Origin of the sequence: Luteimonas chenhongjianii, from assembly GCF_002327105.1 — a bacterium.
GTDB classification, from domain to species: domain Bacteria; phylum Pseudomonadota; class Gammaproteobacteria; order Xanthomonadales; family Xanthomonadaceae; genus Luteimonas; species Luteimonas chenhongjianii.
In genome coordinates this window covers 2,405,696-2,421,009 of sequence record NZ_CP023406.1, presented here as the reverse complement: position 1 = coordinate 2,421,009, position 15,314 = coordinate 2,405,696, and the positions used below count along the sequence as shown (strand labels likewise).

The following is a 15,314-nucleotide window of genomic DNA, read 5'->3' as shown; positions in this document are numbered from 1 at the left end:
CGCGCACGACGGCCTTCCGTCTGCCGGACCGCAATCTGTCCCCGGTATGCGTGCGCCCGGAGCGGCCGCGATTGCAAGCCCGCAGGGCAGGCCTTGCCGAGCCAGGCGCGCCTGGATGCGATGCGCTGGGCAGCCCGATGGCTGGGGGGCCCTGCGAGGGGCGGGGGCTACGATGGTGCAAGACCCGCGGGGCCCTTGCGGCGCCGACGCGCCGCGCGGTGTGAGCGCCGCTTTTACGCGGCTTGCGCCAAGATCGCCCGGCGTCCCGGCAGCCTCTGGGCCGGGTGCGAACCCGCACGCAGTTCGACCCTGCTGCCCCGAGGATCCTGCATGAGAGCATTGGCGACTCCACCGCGGGATGACCTGACGCCGGCGCTTCTCGGGGCCAGGATCGATGCGCGTCTGGCGGACCTGCTGCCCAGACCCGCCGACCATCGTGACCTGGTGGCCATGGCGATGCGCGAGGGTGCGCTGGCCGGCGGAAAGCGGACCCGCCCGCAGATGATGCTCATCGCAGGCCGCGAACTCGGCTGCGACACGCCTGCACTGCTCGATCTGGGCTGTGCCATCGAAATGGTGCATACGGCCTCGCTGGTGCTCGACGACATGCCGTGCATGGACAATGCGGAACTCCGCCGTGGCCGGCCGACGCTCCACCGCAGCTTCGGGGAGGATGTCGCGGCCTTGGCAGCGGTCGGTCTGCTGAGCCAGGCGTTCGCCACCGTCGCCGCGCTCGGCGAGGTGGCGCCGGCCGTGCGTACCCAGCTGGTCGGGGTGCTGGCCTGCGCCGTGGGCCCGCAGGGTCTGGTGCGCGGACAGTGCCTGGACCTGCGCGGCGCCGGGGCGGATGGCGTGGACGAGATCGTCGACACGAATGCGCTCAAGACCGGTGCACTGTTCGCGGCGGCGCTGGAGATGACCGCGCTGCTCGCCGAGGCGGACGAGGCGACGCGCAAGGCGCTGGGCCGGGCCGCGCTGGAACTCGGTCAGGCTTTCCAGCTCCAGGACGATCTGCACGACCGCCACGACAGCGCGAGCACCGGCAAGGACTCGGGCAAGGACGTGGGCAAGTCGACCCTGCTCGCGGTGCTGGGCATCGGCGAGGTCCGGAACCGGCTGCAAGCCCATCTGCGCAATGCGAGCGATGCGCTGGCGTCGGTCTATGGCGAGGACGGGCTGCTGGATGCGTATTGCCAGCGTCTGTTCGGAGTCCACTGATGGAGCTGGCGGCCAATCTGCCCGAGGGCGCTCCGCTGGTCGCGCGCAAGAACGACCATCTCGACATCGTGCTCGACCATACCCGCGCCCGGTCCACGGCCACGACCGGTTTCGCCGCGTTCGACTTCGAGCACTGCGCGCTGCCCGAGCTCGACCTCGATGCGGTGGCGCTCGGCACGAGCCTGTTCGGACGCGCCCTGCGCGCGCCGGTGCTGATCAGTTCGATGACCGGCGGCGCATTGCGCGCCCAGGGCATCAACCGGCATCTGGCCGAAGCGGCGCAGGCCCTGGGCATTGCCCTGGCAGTCGGATCGCAGCGCGTGGCGCTCGAGACCGGCGCCGACCACGGCCTGACGCGCGAGCTGCGGCGGTGTGCGCCGGACGTGCCGATCCTCGCCAACCTGGGTGCCGCGCAGCTGCGCGAGGGCGGCGTGGACCTGGCCCGCCGTGCGGTCGAGATGATCGATGCCGACGCCCTGATCGTGCACCTCAATCCGCTGCAGGAAGCCGTGCAGCAGGGTGGTGACCGGGACTGGCGCGGTGTGCTCGAGGCCATCGAGCGGCTGGCGCGGCAGTTGCACGTGCCGCTGGTGGCGAAGGAAGTCGGGGCGGGCCTGTCGCCGGCGGTGGCGCGTCGCCTGGTGGAGGCGGGCGTCTCGGTGATCGACGTTGCCGGTGCCGGCGGCACCAGCTGGGCCGCGGTCGAAGGCGAACGTGCCTGCAATCCGGCCGATCGCGCCGTGGCCATGGCGTTCACCGGCTGGGGAATTCCGACCGCCCGGGCGCTGATCGATGCCCGCGCGGCCCTGCCGGATACCCTGCTGATCGCCTCGGGCGGCATCCGTGACGGCGTCGATGCGGCCAAGGCCCTCGCGCTGGGAGCGGACCTTGTCGGCCAGGCGGCCTCGCTGCTGGCCGAGGCGGTGGTGTCCACCGAATCGGTCATCTCGCACTTCGACGTGCTGATCCGCCAGCTGCGGATTGCCTGCTTCTGCACCGGCAGCGCCGACTTGCGGGCGCTGCGGACCGCTACGCTGCACGGACGTCCTCCGATCCAGGTGCCGCCGTCGGCATGACCCACTTCGGTTTCGTCGCACCCCCGTTTCCGAGCCACATGCGCGCGCTCCAGGCAGTGGCGCGTGTGCTGGTCGAGCGCGGTCACCGCGTCACCTTCTTCCACCAGGCCGACGCGGCTTCGCTGCTGCAGGATCCGCGCATCGCGTTCCGCGCGGTCGGCAGGGCAAGCCATCCGCGCGGCGCGCTGGCGGGCGTGCTGCAACGCGCGGCGCGGCCGGGCGGTCCGCTGGGGCTGCGGCGCGTGATCGCCGACGTCGCGGCTGCGACCGACATGCTGTGCAGAGCGCTGCCCGACGCGTTCGCCCGCGCTGGGATCGAGGCGGTGGTCAGCGACCAGATGGAGGCCGCGGGGGGCCTGGTTGCCGAAGCGCTGGATCTGCCCTGGATCTCGGTGGCCTGTGCGCTGCCGGTCGATCGCGAGCCCGGCGTTCCCCTGCCGGTGATGCCATGGCGGTTCGCGGACAGCGACCAGGCGCGTCACCTCTATGCGGCAAGCAGCCGTGTCTACGACTACATGATGGCGCCGCATGCACGGGTCATCGCGCACCACGCTGCGGTGTTCGGCCTGCGGCCGCGCAGCGCCCTGCACGAATGCCTGTCGCCGTATGCGCAGGTCAGCCAGACCGTGGCCGAGCTCGAGTTCCCGCGCAGGCAGCTGCCGCCGAACTTCCATCATGTCGGGCCCTTGCGTGACCGCGCGCCGGATCCCGCGCTGACGTTGCCGCTGGCGCCGGACCGGCCCGTCGTCTTCGCATCGCTGGGCACGTTGCAGGGCCAGCGCCTGTCGATCTTCCGCCGCATCGCCCGCGCCTGCCGGCAGCGGGACCTGCAACTGGTGATCGCGCATTGCGGCGGGCTCACCCCGGCGCAGGTCGCATCGCTCGCGGTGCCCGGCGTCGTCCAGGTCGTGGAGTCGGTCCCGCAGCGGGCGATGCTGGCGCGCGCCGATGCCGTGGTCTCGCATGCCGGCCTCAATACGGTGCTCGATGCCTGCGTCGCCGGCACGCCCATCCTGGCGCTGCCCATCGCGTTCGATCAACCCGGCGTCGCCGCGCGCGTGATCCACGCCGGGATCGGTCTGGGGGCATCGGCGCGGCTGGCGACGGCAGGGCAGCTGCGGGCCCGCCTGACGCGCCTGCTCGACGAATCCGCATTCGCGCTGCGCGCGCGCAGTCTGGGTGGATCGGTGGCTGCGGCAGGCGGCGCGGAGCGCGCGGCCGACATCATCGAATCGGTCGCCGGGACCGCTCAGCCGGTCCTGGCGTCGGCGGCCTGATGGACACCCGGTACGATCTGATCCTCGTCGGCGGCGGGCTGGCGAATGCACTGATCGCGCTGCGTCTCAGGGCGTTGCGCCCCGGGATGCGACTGTTGATGCTCGAGCGCGCGGCGCAGCCCTGTGGCGAGCACACTTGGTCGTTCCATTCGACCGATCTCACGCCCGCCCAGCACCGGTGGCTGGCACCTCTGGTCCGCCATCGCTGGCCTGCCCATGCGGTGCGCTTTCCGCAGCGCCAGCGCCGGCTCGACGGGGGTTACGCCAGCATGCTGTCGGGCGATCTCGCTGCCGAGCTGCAGGCCACGCTCGGCGATGCGCTGTGGTGTGGAGCGGACGTCAGCGCAATCACGCCGACCTCCGTCACGCTCGGCGACGGACGCGTGCTGAGCGCGGGCGCGGTGATCGACGGACGTGGCGCGCGCCCCAGTCCGCATGTCGCTCTGGGCTACCAGGCATTCCTGGGCCGTGTCGTGCGCACTGCGCAGCCGCATGGCGTGGACGTGCCGCTGATCATGGACGCCGATGTGACGCAGGGGCAGGGCTACCGCTTCGTCTACGTGCTGCCGTTCGCGGAAGACGTCCTGCTCATCGAGGACACCCACTACGTCGACGAGGCGCCAGCGGATTTCGAAGCGCTGGGCGCCAACATCACGGGCTATGCAAGTGGCCACGGCTGGGCGATCGCCGAGTGGCTGCGCGAGGAGCATGGCGTGCTGCCGATCGTGCTCGGCGGCGATTTCGACCGTTTCTGGAGCGAGGGTGGTGAGCAGCCGCGCGCCGGGCTGGCCGCGGGCCTGTTCCATGCCACCACCGGTTATTCGCTGCCGCATGCGGTCCGTCTCGCCGAGCGGATCGCGGCCAGCATGCAGCTCGATGCGGCCGGGTTGCATGCGCTGACCCGCGACGAAGCCGCCGCGAGCTGGCGCCGCCAGGGGTATTTCCGCCTGCTCAACCGCATGCTGTTCATGGCCGGCCGGCCCGCGGATCGCTGGCGCGTGATGCAGCGGTTCTACGGGCTGTCCGACGGCCTGATCGCTCGGTTCTATGCCGACCGCCTGACGCTGCTCGACAAGCTCAGGATCGTGGCCGGCAAACCCCCCGTCCCGGTCGGTCAGGCATGGCGTGCCATGCGCGCCGACCCTGTCCAGACCAGGAATTCCAGATGACTGCACGCAAGCGCGCAGTGGTGATCGGCGCGGGCTTCGGCGGGCTGGCGCTCGCCATCCGGCTGCAGGCCGGCGGCTTCGACACCACGCTGCTCGAAAAACGCGACAAGCCCGGTGGGCGCGCCTACGTGTACGAAGACCAGGGCTTCGTTTTCGACGCCGGCCCCACGGTGATCACCGATCCGTCGGCGCTGGAGGAACTGTTCGCCCTGTCGGGGAAGCGCATGGCCGACTACGTCGAGCTGCTGGCGGTCGATCCGTTCTACCGGCTGTGCTGGGAGGACGGATCGCACTTCGACTACGTCAACGACCAGGAATCGCTCGACCGCCAGATCCATGCCCGCAATCCTGCCGATGTCGCCGGCTACCGCCGGTTTCTGGCCTATTCGAAGTCGGTATTCGAGGCAGGCTACATCGAACTGGGCGCGGTCCCGTTCCTGTCGTTCCGCGACATGCTCCGGGCGGGCCCCAAGCTCGCGAAGCTCGAGGCCTGGAAGAGCGTCTACGGCATGGTCTCGCGGTTCATCCAGGACGAGCAGCTCCGCCAGGCCTTCTCGTTCCACTCGCTGCTGGTCGGCGGCAATCCGTTCCGGACCTCATCGATCTATACGCTGATCCACGCGCTGGAGCGGGAGTGGGGCGTGTGGTTTCCGCGCGGCGGGACCGGCGCTCTGGTGCGCGGCATGGTGCGGCTGTTCGCGGATCTGGGAGGTCGCATCGAACTCGACGCCGATGTGGCGCGGATCGAGGTGGTGGAGGACCGCGCGGCGGGCGTGGCTCTGGCCGACGGGCGCACGTTCACGCTGGACGTGCTGGCATCGAATGCCGACGTGGTGCACACCTACGACCGGCTGCTCGGGCACCACCCGCGCGGCGCGCGCCAGGCCGCGACGCTCAAGCGCAAGCGCTTCAGCATGTCGCTGTTCGTACTCTATTTCGGACTGAGCCGGCACCATGCGCAGCTGCGCCATCACACTGTCTGCTTCGGCCAACGCTATCGCGGACTCATCGACGAGATCTTCAGCGGGCCGGCGCTTGCGGACGATTTCTCGCTGTACCTGCATGCGCCCTGCGTGACCGATCCCTCGCTCGCGCCGCCCGGATGTGGCAGCCACTACGTGCTCGCGCCGGTGCCGCACCTGGGCAACGCCGACATCGACTGGGACGTCGAGGGTCCGCGTTATCGCGACCGGATCTTCGACTATCTCGAGCGCTTCTACATGCCCGGCCTGCGCCGCGACCTCGTGACCAGCCGGTTCATCACGCCATTCGATTTCCGCGACACGCTCAACGCCCATCACGGATCTGCGTTCTCGCTGGAGCCCGTGCTCACCCAGAGCGCATGGTTCCGCCCGCACAACCGCGACGCGGACATCCGCAATCTCTATCTGGTGGGGGCCGGTACCCATCCGGGGGCCGGCGTGCCGGGTGTCGTCGGCTCCGCCAAGGCCACCGCGGGGCTGATGCTCGAGGAGGTCGGCCGGTGACCACGGCGCTGCTCGAGCATGCCTATCGATCGATCGATGTCGGCTCCCGGAGTTTCGCGACCGCCTCGCGGCTGTTCGCTCCCGCGACCCGGCGCAGCGCGGTGCTGCTCTACGCCTGGTGCCGTCATTGCGATGACGTCGTCGATGGCCAGCAGCATGGCTTCGCGGCGCCGGCGCCGGTCGCCGACGGCGATGACCGACTGCGCCGGTTGTACGCACGGACGCGCCAGGCCTGTGCGGGCGAGCCGATGGCGGAGCCGGCGTTCGCCGCGCTGCAGGCGGTGGCGAACGCGCATGGCATCCCTGTCGAACTGCCGCTGGCACATCTCGACGGCTTCGCGATGGACACCGCAGGCCACCGCTACCGCACCTTCGACGACACGCTGCAGTACTGCTACCACGTGGCCGGCGTGGTCGGACTGATGATGGCGCGCGTCATGGGGGTCGACGACGAGGCCACGCTCGATCGTGCCTGTGACCTCGGGATCGCCTTCCAGCTCACCAACATCGCGCGCGACATCGTCGACGACGCGGCGGTCGGCCGCTGTTATCTGCCCGAGAGCTGGCTCGACGCGCGTGGCCTGCCCAGGCGCGGATTCGACGCGCCTCCGCATCGCGGCGCGCTCGCGGTACTGGCGGCGCAGCTGATCGACGCTGCGGAGCCTTACTACGCGTCCGCTCACGGCGGGCTCGCCGCGCTGCCGCTCCGCTCCGCCTGGGCGGTGGGCGCGGCACATGGGGTCTACCGGGAAATCGGGCTGCGGGTCCGTGCGCAGGGCACGCACGCCTGGGATCGCCGCGTCACCACTTCCGGCGCCGCAAAACTGCGACTGCTGGCACGCGCCACCGGCATGGCGCTGCGCTCCAGGTGGCAGGCCGCGGCACCGAGGCCCGCGCAGCTGTGGCAACGGCCGTCAGTCGCCTTCGCCTGAAGCGCCAGCGCGGGGCCTGCGGATGGGCCCGCCGTGGATCCGGCGCAATTCGGTCTTGAGCCGCTCCCCGGAGGGCGCCCACAGAAAGCCGAACGAGACGCAGCCCTCCTTGCCATCCACCGCATGGTGCATGCGATGGGCCTGGTAGAGACGCTTGAGATACCCGTGGCGCGGCACGTAGCGCAACGGCCAGCGATGATGGACCAGTCCGTCGTGGGCAACAAAGTAAAGCAGCCCATAGGCGGTCATCCCGGCGCCCACCCACTCCAGTGGATGCCAGCCGCGGCTGCCAAGGTAGATCAACGCGATGGCCAGACCTGCGAACACCACCGCGAAGAGATCGTTCTTCTCGAACCAGCCGCGTCGCGGCGCGTGGTGGGAGCGGTGCCAGCCCCAGGCCCAGCCATGCATGATGTACTTGTGCGCGCCCCAGGCGACCAGCTCCATCGCCACCAGGCTGCACAGGAAAACCGCGACGTTCGTCAGAATGGACATGGGCGACACCGACAGCGGACGCAGGATGATACGCAGCGCACATGAAGCACCGCGTCAGCGCGATATGAAAGGCCTTGCCGCGCCGGCGCGCGCCCCAGCAGGGCGGGCCCGCATCGGGACGTGGCCGGCGGTGCCACCGAGCGCAGGGCGACCCTGCGGTGGCACGTGCGCGGCGGCGCCCATGCGGCGTCTTCCCGCATGACGCGACGTTCCGGCTGGCACAGGGACGCGCGACTCGCCTTTCCCCGGCTGCGCTGGCTTCGCCATGTCGGAGTGGTCGTGGCGGCGACCCTCGCGGTCCATGTGTGGTGGCTGCTATGGATGGGACGCAGCCTGACCTGCCCGTGCGGGGTGGTCTCGCTGTGGCAATCCGGAGCGGATCCCTCGCAGAACTCCCAGCAGATCGCCGACGCGTACTCGTCGCTGCACGTCGCCTTCGGCATGGGACTCTATCTCGTCTTCTCCTGGCTTCGCCCGCGATGGCCAGTCATCGACCGGGCGCTGCTCGCGCTGATCAGCAGCACCATCTGGGAGATGATCGAGAACACGCCCTGGGTAGTCCTGGTGCTGAACAACGCGGCCAACGCCGCGCCCGACTATCGCGGCGACAGCGTGCTCAATTCGCTCGCGGACACCGCCTTCGCCCTGCTCGGGTTCACAATCGCGTTGGGCCTGCCCGTACGCTGGGTGGTGGTGATTGCGCTGGCCCTGGAGACGATCGCCACGTTGCTGATCCACGATGGCTTCGTCCTGATCGTCTGGCGTCTGCTGGACGGGATGCGCGGTTGAACTGACGCGGCTGCATCGGCAATCGGGGGGCAGGCGAGGCAGGTTTCAGGGTTGAATGCCGGTCGTGGCGAGGGGGTCGCCTTGTGGAGACCCGTAAGCCACGTAGTAAATCCTCCAGCCGACATCGCCTCATTGTGAACTTGGCCAGCGCAGTCGGAAGCCTGCCGAGGGCCTGGCGAAGCTGAACCCGCTCGCCGAAACAGCCACGACGACTGACCCGGGAATGGTTTGCGCGTACGCCGCAGCTGTTCACGGGATCGTCGCCTCCGCATCACGCGTCGTTGCCGAGTGCGCCGATAAGGTCCCCTCATCGATTTCCGCCGCGCACGCCGCCAGATTCCGACGGCAGGATGCATGCAGGCGGTCGATACGGCTGAGATCACGCCGCCAACTTTTTCCAACTGGAGAGCCTGATGTCCAACAAGACCGCACACACCCTCAACGACCTGATCGCCATTGCCCGCGACGGCAAGGAGTTCTACGAAGAGGCCGCGCAGAAGGTCGACGACACCGAACTGCGTACGCTGTTCGCACGCATGGCGACGACCAAGGCTCAGATCGTCAACGAGCTGTCCAGCGCGGTGCAGGCGGCCGGCGGCAAGCCCGAGGACTCGGGCACGTTCGTCGGCAGCATGCAGCACATGTACGGCAAGATCCGCGCCGCGCTCGGCGACAAGGAATACGGCTATGTGGCCGAGCTGGAGGAGTCGGAAGACCGTCTGCTCGAAGCCTTCGACCATGTTTCGCGCGATGCGGACACGCCGCCTGCGGCGCGTGACATCGTCGTGCGTCTGATGCCGGAGGTGCGCGCATGCCACGACGTGATGCGCTCCCGCAAGCTATCGATGAAGAACGCGCGCTGACCCAGGCGCTGCGCCCGGTGCGCAGGCAACACCGTGCCCATAGCGCACTCTCGTCGATCCATGGAAAGCCCCGGCAGATGCCGGGGCTTTCTCATGTCCGGCCCGCGGGGCGCAGGTCGGCTGCACGGGCGATCGCGAAGGGCGTCCATGCCTCACCGGGCGTGGCTATGATGGATGCGCCTGAGGCGCACGCGCAGCGGGCTCCGCGCACGACCGGGCGGTTGCGACCGTCCTCCGGCCAGGCACCGCGCCTGCCAATCGTTCGAACCGGAGGCAAGGACATGTCCGATCAGGCTGCACTGCCGCTCCAGTTCCTGCACGCCAATCCCGAACTCCCTCCGCAGCTGGCGCGCCTGCGACATCAGGGCGGAAAGCATTGGGCAGAGTTCGCGGCCCACGTGATCGGGGAGAAAATCGTTGCGCTCGACCGCGAGGTCCGCGAACTACCCGGCAGCGGTGACTGGCACGCCCTGACCTCGCTTACCGCCAGCGCGCCGTATCGGCAGGTACAGAGGCGGCTCGGCGACGGCCAGGGCCTGGCCCGGGCCGCGACGATCGTGCAGAAGGCGTTCGCCATCGGCCTCGCGACCGCGGGGCGGACCGGGGAGCGCGCGGGCAGTGAAGCGCTCGCCGCCGTCAACGCCACTCCCGGACTGACCCGGCACGCGATGTCCGAACCCTGGAAGGAGATTCCGGTCTCCGCTCAACCGCTTGGCGCGGTCGGCAGAGACCGTGAGCATGATGGCTGAAACACCCGGATCGGCGCCGTCTCCGGCCGGGGCGACGGTCACGCCCTGGCATTCGCTGGACGCGGAGGCCTGCCTGCGGTTGCTCGCTGCCACCACTGAAGGTCTGGCGAGTGCAGACGCCGCTGCGCGGCTTCGTCGATACGGGGAAAATGCGTTGCCGCCACCGACGCCGACTCCAGGCTGGCGCCGTTTCCTGCGACATTTCAACGATCCGTTGATCCTGGTCCTGCTGGCTGCAGCGCTGATCGCGTTGCTCGTTGGTCAGGTGGTGGACGCGGTGGTCATCGTCGTGGTGGTCACCGTCAACGCGGTGGTCGGTTATGTGCAGGAGGGCAACGCCGAGCAGTCGCTTGCGGTGCTGCGTACCATGCTCGCGCCGTCCGCCTGCGTGCTGCGCGACGGCGGACGCGTGCAGGTGGGAGTCGGCACGCTGGTGCCCGGTGACGTGCTGATGCTCGAGGCTGGAGACCGCGTTCCCGCCGACGCGCGGGTGTTGCACGCGCGCGGGCTGCGCGTCGATGAGTCGGTACTCACCGGCGAATCGGTGCCTGCGGAAAAATCCGCTGCGCCAGTGGCCGGGAGCGCGGACCTGGGCAGTCGCACGTCGATGCTCTATTCCGGCACCCTGGTGTCGGCGGGGCAGGCCACCGCACTGGTGGTGGCGACGGGCTCCGCGACCGAGATCGGTCGCATCGGTGCGCTGCTCGGCCAGGTCGAGACGCTGAGCACGCCGCTGCTGCGACAGATCGCCCGCTTCAGCCGCGGCTTCACTGCGGTCGCCCTGGTCGCGGCCGTCGTCCTGTTCGTGTTCGCGGTCGCCGTGCGCGACTACCCGTGGATGGATGCGCTGCTGGTGGTGGTGGCGCTGGCGGTCGGCGTGGTGCCCGAAGGCCTGCCGGCGGTCATCACCATCACGCTGGCGATCGGCGTGCGCAGAATGGCGGCCCGGGATGCCATCGTGCGGCGCCTGCCCGCGGTGGAAACGCTGGGCGCGACCACGGTGATCTGTTCGGACAAGACCGGCACGCTGACTCGCAACGAGATGACCGCGCGCAGCATCGGCACCAGCGCCGGCCGCCTGCGGGTCCTCGGCAGTGGCTATGCGCCTCGGGGCGAGGTGCTGGCCGAGACCGGCGGCGATGCGGCACTGACCGCCGGAACGCGGGTCGCGACCCTCGGACTGCTGTGCAACGACGCCCGCCTGTATGGCCGGGAGACGGATTGGCGCATCGTCGGGGATCCCATGGAGGGGGCGCTGCTGGCCCTGGCCGGCAAGACCGGACTCGATGCTGCCGCCATCGCCCGCCGGTACCCGCGAATCGACGAGGTGCCGTTCGACGCCGGGCATCGTTTCATGGCGACGCTGCACGCCGAGGCCGACGGTCATGGCGCCCTCATCTGCGTCAAGGGTGCGCCGGAACAGGTGCTCTTGCTCAGTCGGGCCCAAGCGGCGGCGGATGGCTCCGAGGCGCCGCTCGACACCGGGTTATGGCAGCGCGCCATCGATGTCGCCGGTGTCGAGGGGCAGCGCGTCCTGGGCTTCGCATGGCGGCGTCTCGGCGGCCTACCGTCGCGCTTCGCGCTGGAGGACGTGCACGGGCTGGTGTTCGCCGGCTTCGTCGGGTTCATCGATCCGCCCCGCGAGGAGGCCGTGCGCGCCGTGGCCGAATGCCGCAGCGCCGGCATCGCGGTGAAGATGATCACCGGCGACCACGCTGCCACGGCGGCCGCGATCGCCAGTCAATTGAAGCTCGCCGACCGGGTGCGCGTGGTCACCGGCCAGGCGCTCGACAGCGTGTCCGATGACGAGCTGCCGGAACTCGCCGAGGCGGCCAGCGTGTTCGCCCGCACCACGCCCGAACACAAGCTGCGTATCGTGCGTGCCCTGCAGTCGCGTCGGCATACGGTGGCGATGACCGGTGACGGCGTCAACGACGCGCCGGCGCTCAAGCAGGCCGACATCGGCATCGCGATGGGTCGAAAAGGCACCGCAGCGGCCAAGGAAGCCAGCGTCATGGTGCTGGCCGACGACAACTTCGCATCCATCGCCGCGGCCGTGTACGAGGGCCGTGCGGTCTACGACAACATCCGCAAGGTGCTCGCCTGGACCCTGCCGACCAATGGCGGCGAGGCCCTGGCGGTGGTGATGGCGATCGCCTTCGGCTGGGTACTGCCGATGACCCCGCCGCAGATCCTGTGGGTGAACATGGTGCTCACGATCACCCTGGGGCTGGCACTGGCCTTCGAGCCCCCCGAGGCCGGCGTCATGCGACGGCCGCCGCGTCGCGCCGATGCGCCTCTGGTCTCGCCCTTCATGCTGTGGCGTATCGTGCTCGTGTCGCTGCTGTTCTGTGCGGGCGCCTTCGGCATCTTCAGCTGGGCACAGTCACGTGGGCACGACGTCGCCACTGCGCGCACCATGGTCGTCAACGTGTTGTGCGTGCTGGAGATCTTCTACCTCTTCAGCCTGCGCTATCTGCATGCCAGTTCCTTCTCGCTGCGCGGGCTGCGCGGCACGCCTGCCGTGCTGTGGGCAGTGGCTGGCGTGGTCGTGGCCCAAGTGGCCTTCACTTATCTGCCGTGGATGCAGATGGCCTTCGACACCCGACCGGTGCCGCTGTTGGAAGGTGTGGTGATCGTGCTGGTGGGTGTCGCTCTGCTGCTGGTGCTGGAACTCGAGAAATGGCTGCTGCGCCGTCTCGATGCGTTCGAAGAACTCCGCCCGGACGGTGCGCGATGAGTCGCGCGAGCTGTGCGTCCGATCCCGAGGCGGTGTCAGCCGCGTCGCGGCGGGGCATGCTGGCCTGCGCCCGAGCCGGGTTGTTCGTGAAGACCAGCCGCACCGGCCACCATGAATCGCATCGCCTCATGGGTGAACGCGTTGCTGTTGATCCACGGCTGGTGCGAGCCGCCCCGGCGGCGCGCCATCGTTTCCCGACACAGGAGCTTCCCATGCAATACACATTTTCAGGCGACGTGGTTCTGGTCACCGGCGCGGGGTCCGGCATCGGTGCGGCCACGGCCCGTCTGCTCGCTGCCAATGGTCTCGCTGTCGTCGCTTCGGACGTGAGCCCCGAGCCGGTGGCGCGGGTCGTGGCGCAGATCGAAGCCGCAGGGGGCAGGGCGGTCGCCAACGTCGCCGACGTCTCGCGCGAAGCCGATCTGGAAGCCGCGGTGCAATGCGCTACGCAGACCTATGGCGGGCTGCATTTCGCCTTCAACAACGCCGGCATCGGCGGCACGCTCGCCCCGGTAGGCGAACTGTCGCCCGAAGACTGGCGCCGGGTCATCGACATCAACCTGAGCGGTGTGATGTACGGCATGCGATACCAGGTGCCGGCGATCCTTGAAGCGGGCGGCGGGGCGATCGTCAACATGTCGTCGATCCTCGGGGTAGTGGGCGATGCCAATGCACCGGCCTACGTCGCGGCGAAACACGGGGTGACCGGCCTGACGCGTTCGGCGGCGCTGGCGTATTCGGCGCAGGGCATCCGCATCAATTCCATCCATCCGGGCTACGTCGATACAGCGATTCTCGATGGGCTGGATCCGGAAACGCGCGACGCGCTGGTCGGTCAGCATCCGATCGGCCGGCTCGGCGCCCCCGACGAGATCGCGCACGCGGTGGCCTTCCTGTTGTCCGAGGGCGCCAGTTTCATGACCGGCAGCGCGGTGCTCGCCGATGGCGGTTACACGGCACGTTGAGCCGACGACGATGAGCGGACACGGATCCGACCTGATTCTCGTGCTGAACTGCGGCTCGTCGAGCATCAAGTTCGCCGTGTTCGAAGCCGGCGAGGGACCACCGGCGCGCGTACCGGCCTGGAATGGCAAGGTCCAGGGCATCGGCGGCTCGACGCCGGATTTCGGTGAAACCGACGTGCCCCCGTTCGCGGTCACGCTGGACGCAAGCGACCCCCATCGCGCGGCGCTGCAGATCATCAGCGAGCGTCTTACCGTCCGTCTCGAAGGCCGGCGCATCGTCACCGTGGCGCATCGCGTGGTGCATGGCGGGGTGAAATATGCAGCGCCGATCAGGGTGGACGCGGCGGTGCTCGCGGATCTGATTTCCTATGTGCCGCTCGCGCCGCTGCACCAGCCCTTCGCGCTGGAAGCGGTGGAGATCCTGCTGCGCGAGCGCCCCGATATTCCGCAGGTTGCGTGTTTCGACACCGCGTTCCACCACACCCTCGACAAGGTGGAGAGACAGTTGCCCCTGCCGTATGCGGCCTGGGACCGCGGCCTGCGTCGATACGGCTTCCACGGCCTGTCGTACGCCTACATGACGGTCGCATTGCCCGAGCGCCACGGCGCGCTCGCGCGCGGCCGCACCATCGTCGCCCATCTCGGCAGCGGCGCGAGCCTGTGCGGCATGCGCGAGCTGCGGAGCGTGGCGACAACCATGGGCTTCTCCGCACTCGACGGGCTGATGATGGGCACGCGCACCGGCGTGCTGGACCCGGGGGCGCTGCTCTACATGATGGAGATCGAGAAGCTCTCGCTCCAGGAGGTGGCGCATGTGCTCTACCACCAGTCCGGACTGCTGGGTGTGTCGGGCATCTCGTCGGAGCCGCGCGTGCTGCTGCCGCTGGAGGCAGGGGACGAGCCGGAAGCATCGCGTGCGCGCGATGCGCTGGCGCTGTACGTGCGGCGCATCGTCCGCGAGATCGGCGCGCAGGTGGCGGTGCTCGGCGGGCTCGACCTGCTGGTGTTCACCGCGGGCGTCGGCGAGCACAGCGCGGAGATCCGGAAGCGGGTCTGCGATGGCCTGGCATTTCTGGGGGTGGCGCTGGACCCCGTGGCCAATGCAGCCGATGCGACCACGATCTCGGCGCCATCCAGCGCGGTCATCGTCGGCGTCGAGCCGACCAACGAAGAATGGATTGCCGCGAGCCATGCGCGGCGACTGGTAACGGGATGAAAGCGAGCACGCCGCCGCCCCTGTTGTCTGTATCCGGCAGCAGACGTGCCGGGCGAACGGCGGGTGCGCCGGTGTATGAACTCCCGGACTCGGCCGGGGGCGGCTCGGCGCGCGTTCCGGGCGGAGGGCCGCCCGCCCGCGCACAGGTCTCTCACCGGCCCGGTCATAGCGATGCGATTGCGGCGGGTTCCTTCGCGCTCCGGCACGGTCCGCGCGCGCAGCATGTCCAAGAGGGCAGCGCCGCACCCTGCAGTCCGCAGCGCCGCCGGAGGACGTCCTACAGGCTGCGTGGCTGACTGACCGGCAACCGTGCGCCTGGCGCGCATGGCGAGACGCCG

The 15,314-nt window shown here is 69.5% G+C and carries 13 protein-coding genes; 12 read left to right on the top strand and 1 reads right to left on the bottom strand.

All coding sequences use genetic code 11. The annotated features are described in order from the left end of the window. Positions 1 to 330: 330 nt before the first annotated feature. From CNR27_RS11000 to CNR27_RS10975, 6 genes are read left to right on the top strand one after another with little or no spacing between them, the layout of a single operon-like run. Positions 331 to 1,218 (top strand): polyprenyl synthetase family protein, encoded by an 888-nt coding sequence (locus CNR27_RS11000; protein ID WP_096298744.1) that lies wholly within the window; start codon positions 331 to 333, stop codon positions 1,216 to 1,218. Continuing rightward, positions 1,218 to 2,294, top strand: coding sequence for a type 2 isopentenyl-diphosphate Delta-isomerase (gene fni, locus CNR27_RS10995; protein WP_096298742.1), 1,077 nt, complete (start codon positions 1,218 to 1,220; stop codon positions 2,292 to 2,294). The genes CNR27_RS11000 and fni overlap by 1 nt, the downstream gene beginning before the upstream one ends. Beyond that, entirely contained in the window at positions 2,291 to 3,571 is a 1,281-nt protein-coding gene (locus tag CNR27_RS10990; protein WP_096298740.1) for a glycosyltransferase, read from the top strand. Before fni ends, CNR27_RS10990 begins: the two co-directional genes overlap by 4 nt. After that, positions 3,571 to 4,740, top strand: a complete 1,170-nt coding sequence (gene crtY, locus CNR27_RS10985; RefSeq protein ID WP_096298738.1) for a lycopene beta-cyclase CrtY — start codon at positions 3,571 to 3,573, stop codon at positions 4,738 to 4,740. Before CNR27_RS10990 ends, crtY begins: the two co-directional genes overlap by 1 nt. After that, positions 4,737 to 6,227: a phytoene desaturase gene (locus CNR27_RS10980; RefSeq protein ID WP_096298736.1), complete on the top strand. Its 1,491-nt coding sequence runs from the start codon at positions 4,737 to 4,739 to the stop codon at positions 6,225 to 6,227. Before crtY ends, CNR27_RS10980 begins: the two co-directional genes overlap by 4 nt. Beyond that, positions 6,224 to 7,159 (top strand): phytoene/squalene synthase family protein, encoded by a 936-nt coding sequence (locus tag CNR27_RS10975; RefSeq protein ID WP_096298734.1) that lies wholly within the window; start codon positions 6,224 to 6,226, stop codon positions 7,157 to 7,159. The genes CNR27_RS10980 and CNR27_RS10975 overlap by 4 nt, the downstream gene beginning before the upstream one ends. On the opposite strand, the gene CNR27_RS10970 is transcribed toward CNR27_RS10975, so the two are convergent. Next, positions 7,142 to 7,654, bottom strand: coding sequence for a sterol desaturase family protein (locus tag CNR27_RS10970; protein WP_096298732.1), 513 nt, complete (start codon positions 7,652 to 7,654; stop codon positions 7,142 to 7,144). The genes CNR27_RS10975 and CNR27_RS10970 overlap by 18 nt on opposite strands. Positions 7,655 to 7,852: 198 nt before the next feature. Here CNR27_RS10970 and CNR27_RS10965 point away from each other — a divergent pair, with 198 nt between their 5' ends. The 6 genes from CNR27_RS10965 to CNR27_RS10940 all read left to right on the top strand — a co-directional run bounded on the left by CNR27_RS10965 (position 7,853) and on the right by CNR27_RS10940 (position 14,976). Then, entirely contained in the window at positions 7,853 to 8,443 is a 591-nt protein-coding gene (locus CNR27_RS10965; protein ID WP_123831796.1) for a DUF2585 family protein, read from the top strand. Positions 8,444 to 8,856: 413 nt separating this feature from the next. Next, complete coding sequence (locus CNR27_RS10960) at positions 8,857 to 9,306, top strand: PA2169 family four-helix-bundle protein (protein ID WP_096298728.1); 450 nt, start codon at positions 8,857 to 8,859, stop codon at positions 9,304 to 9,306. A gap of 281 nt (positions 9,307 to 9,587) precedes the next feature. Continuing rightward, the gene (locus CNR27_RS10955; RefSeq protein WP_123831798.1) at positions 9,588 to 10,055 is read left to right on the top strand and encodes a hypothetical protein; all 468 of its coding nucleotides are present in this window, start codon (positions 9,588 to 9,590) and stop codon (positions 10,053 to 10,055) included. Next, positions 10,045 to 12,795 carry an HAD-IC family P-type ATPase gene (locus tag CNR27_RS10950; RefSeq protein ID WP_096298724.1) on the top strand — a complete coding sequence of 917 codons (2,751 nt, stop codon included), beginning with the start codon at positions 10,045 to 10,047 and terminating at the stop codon, positions 12,793 to 12,795. The genes CNR27_RS10955 and CNR27_RS10950 overlap by 11 nt, the downstream gene beginning before the upstream one ends. A gap of 212 nt (positions 12,796 to 13,007) precedes the next feature. Continuing rightward, positions 13,008 to 13,760 carry an SDR family NAD(P)-dependent oxidoreductase gene (locus tag CNR27_RS10945; RefSeq protein WP_096298722.1) on the top strand — a complete coding sequence of 251 codons (753 nt, stop codon included), beginning with the start codon at positions 13,008 to 13,010 and terminating at the stop codon, positions 13,758 to 13,760. 10 nt (positions 13,761 to 13,770) lie between these two features. Continuing rightward, a complete protein-coding gene (locus CNR27_RS10940; RefSeq protein ID WP_096298720.1) occupies positions 13,771 to 14,976 on the top strand; it encodes an acetate/propionate family kinase in 1,206 nt (401 codons plus the stop codon). The last annotated feature ends 338 nt before the right edge of the window (positions 14,977 to 15,314 follow it).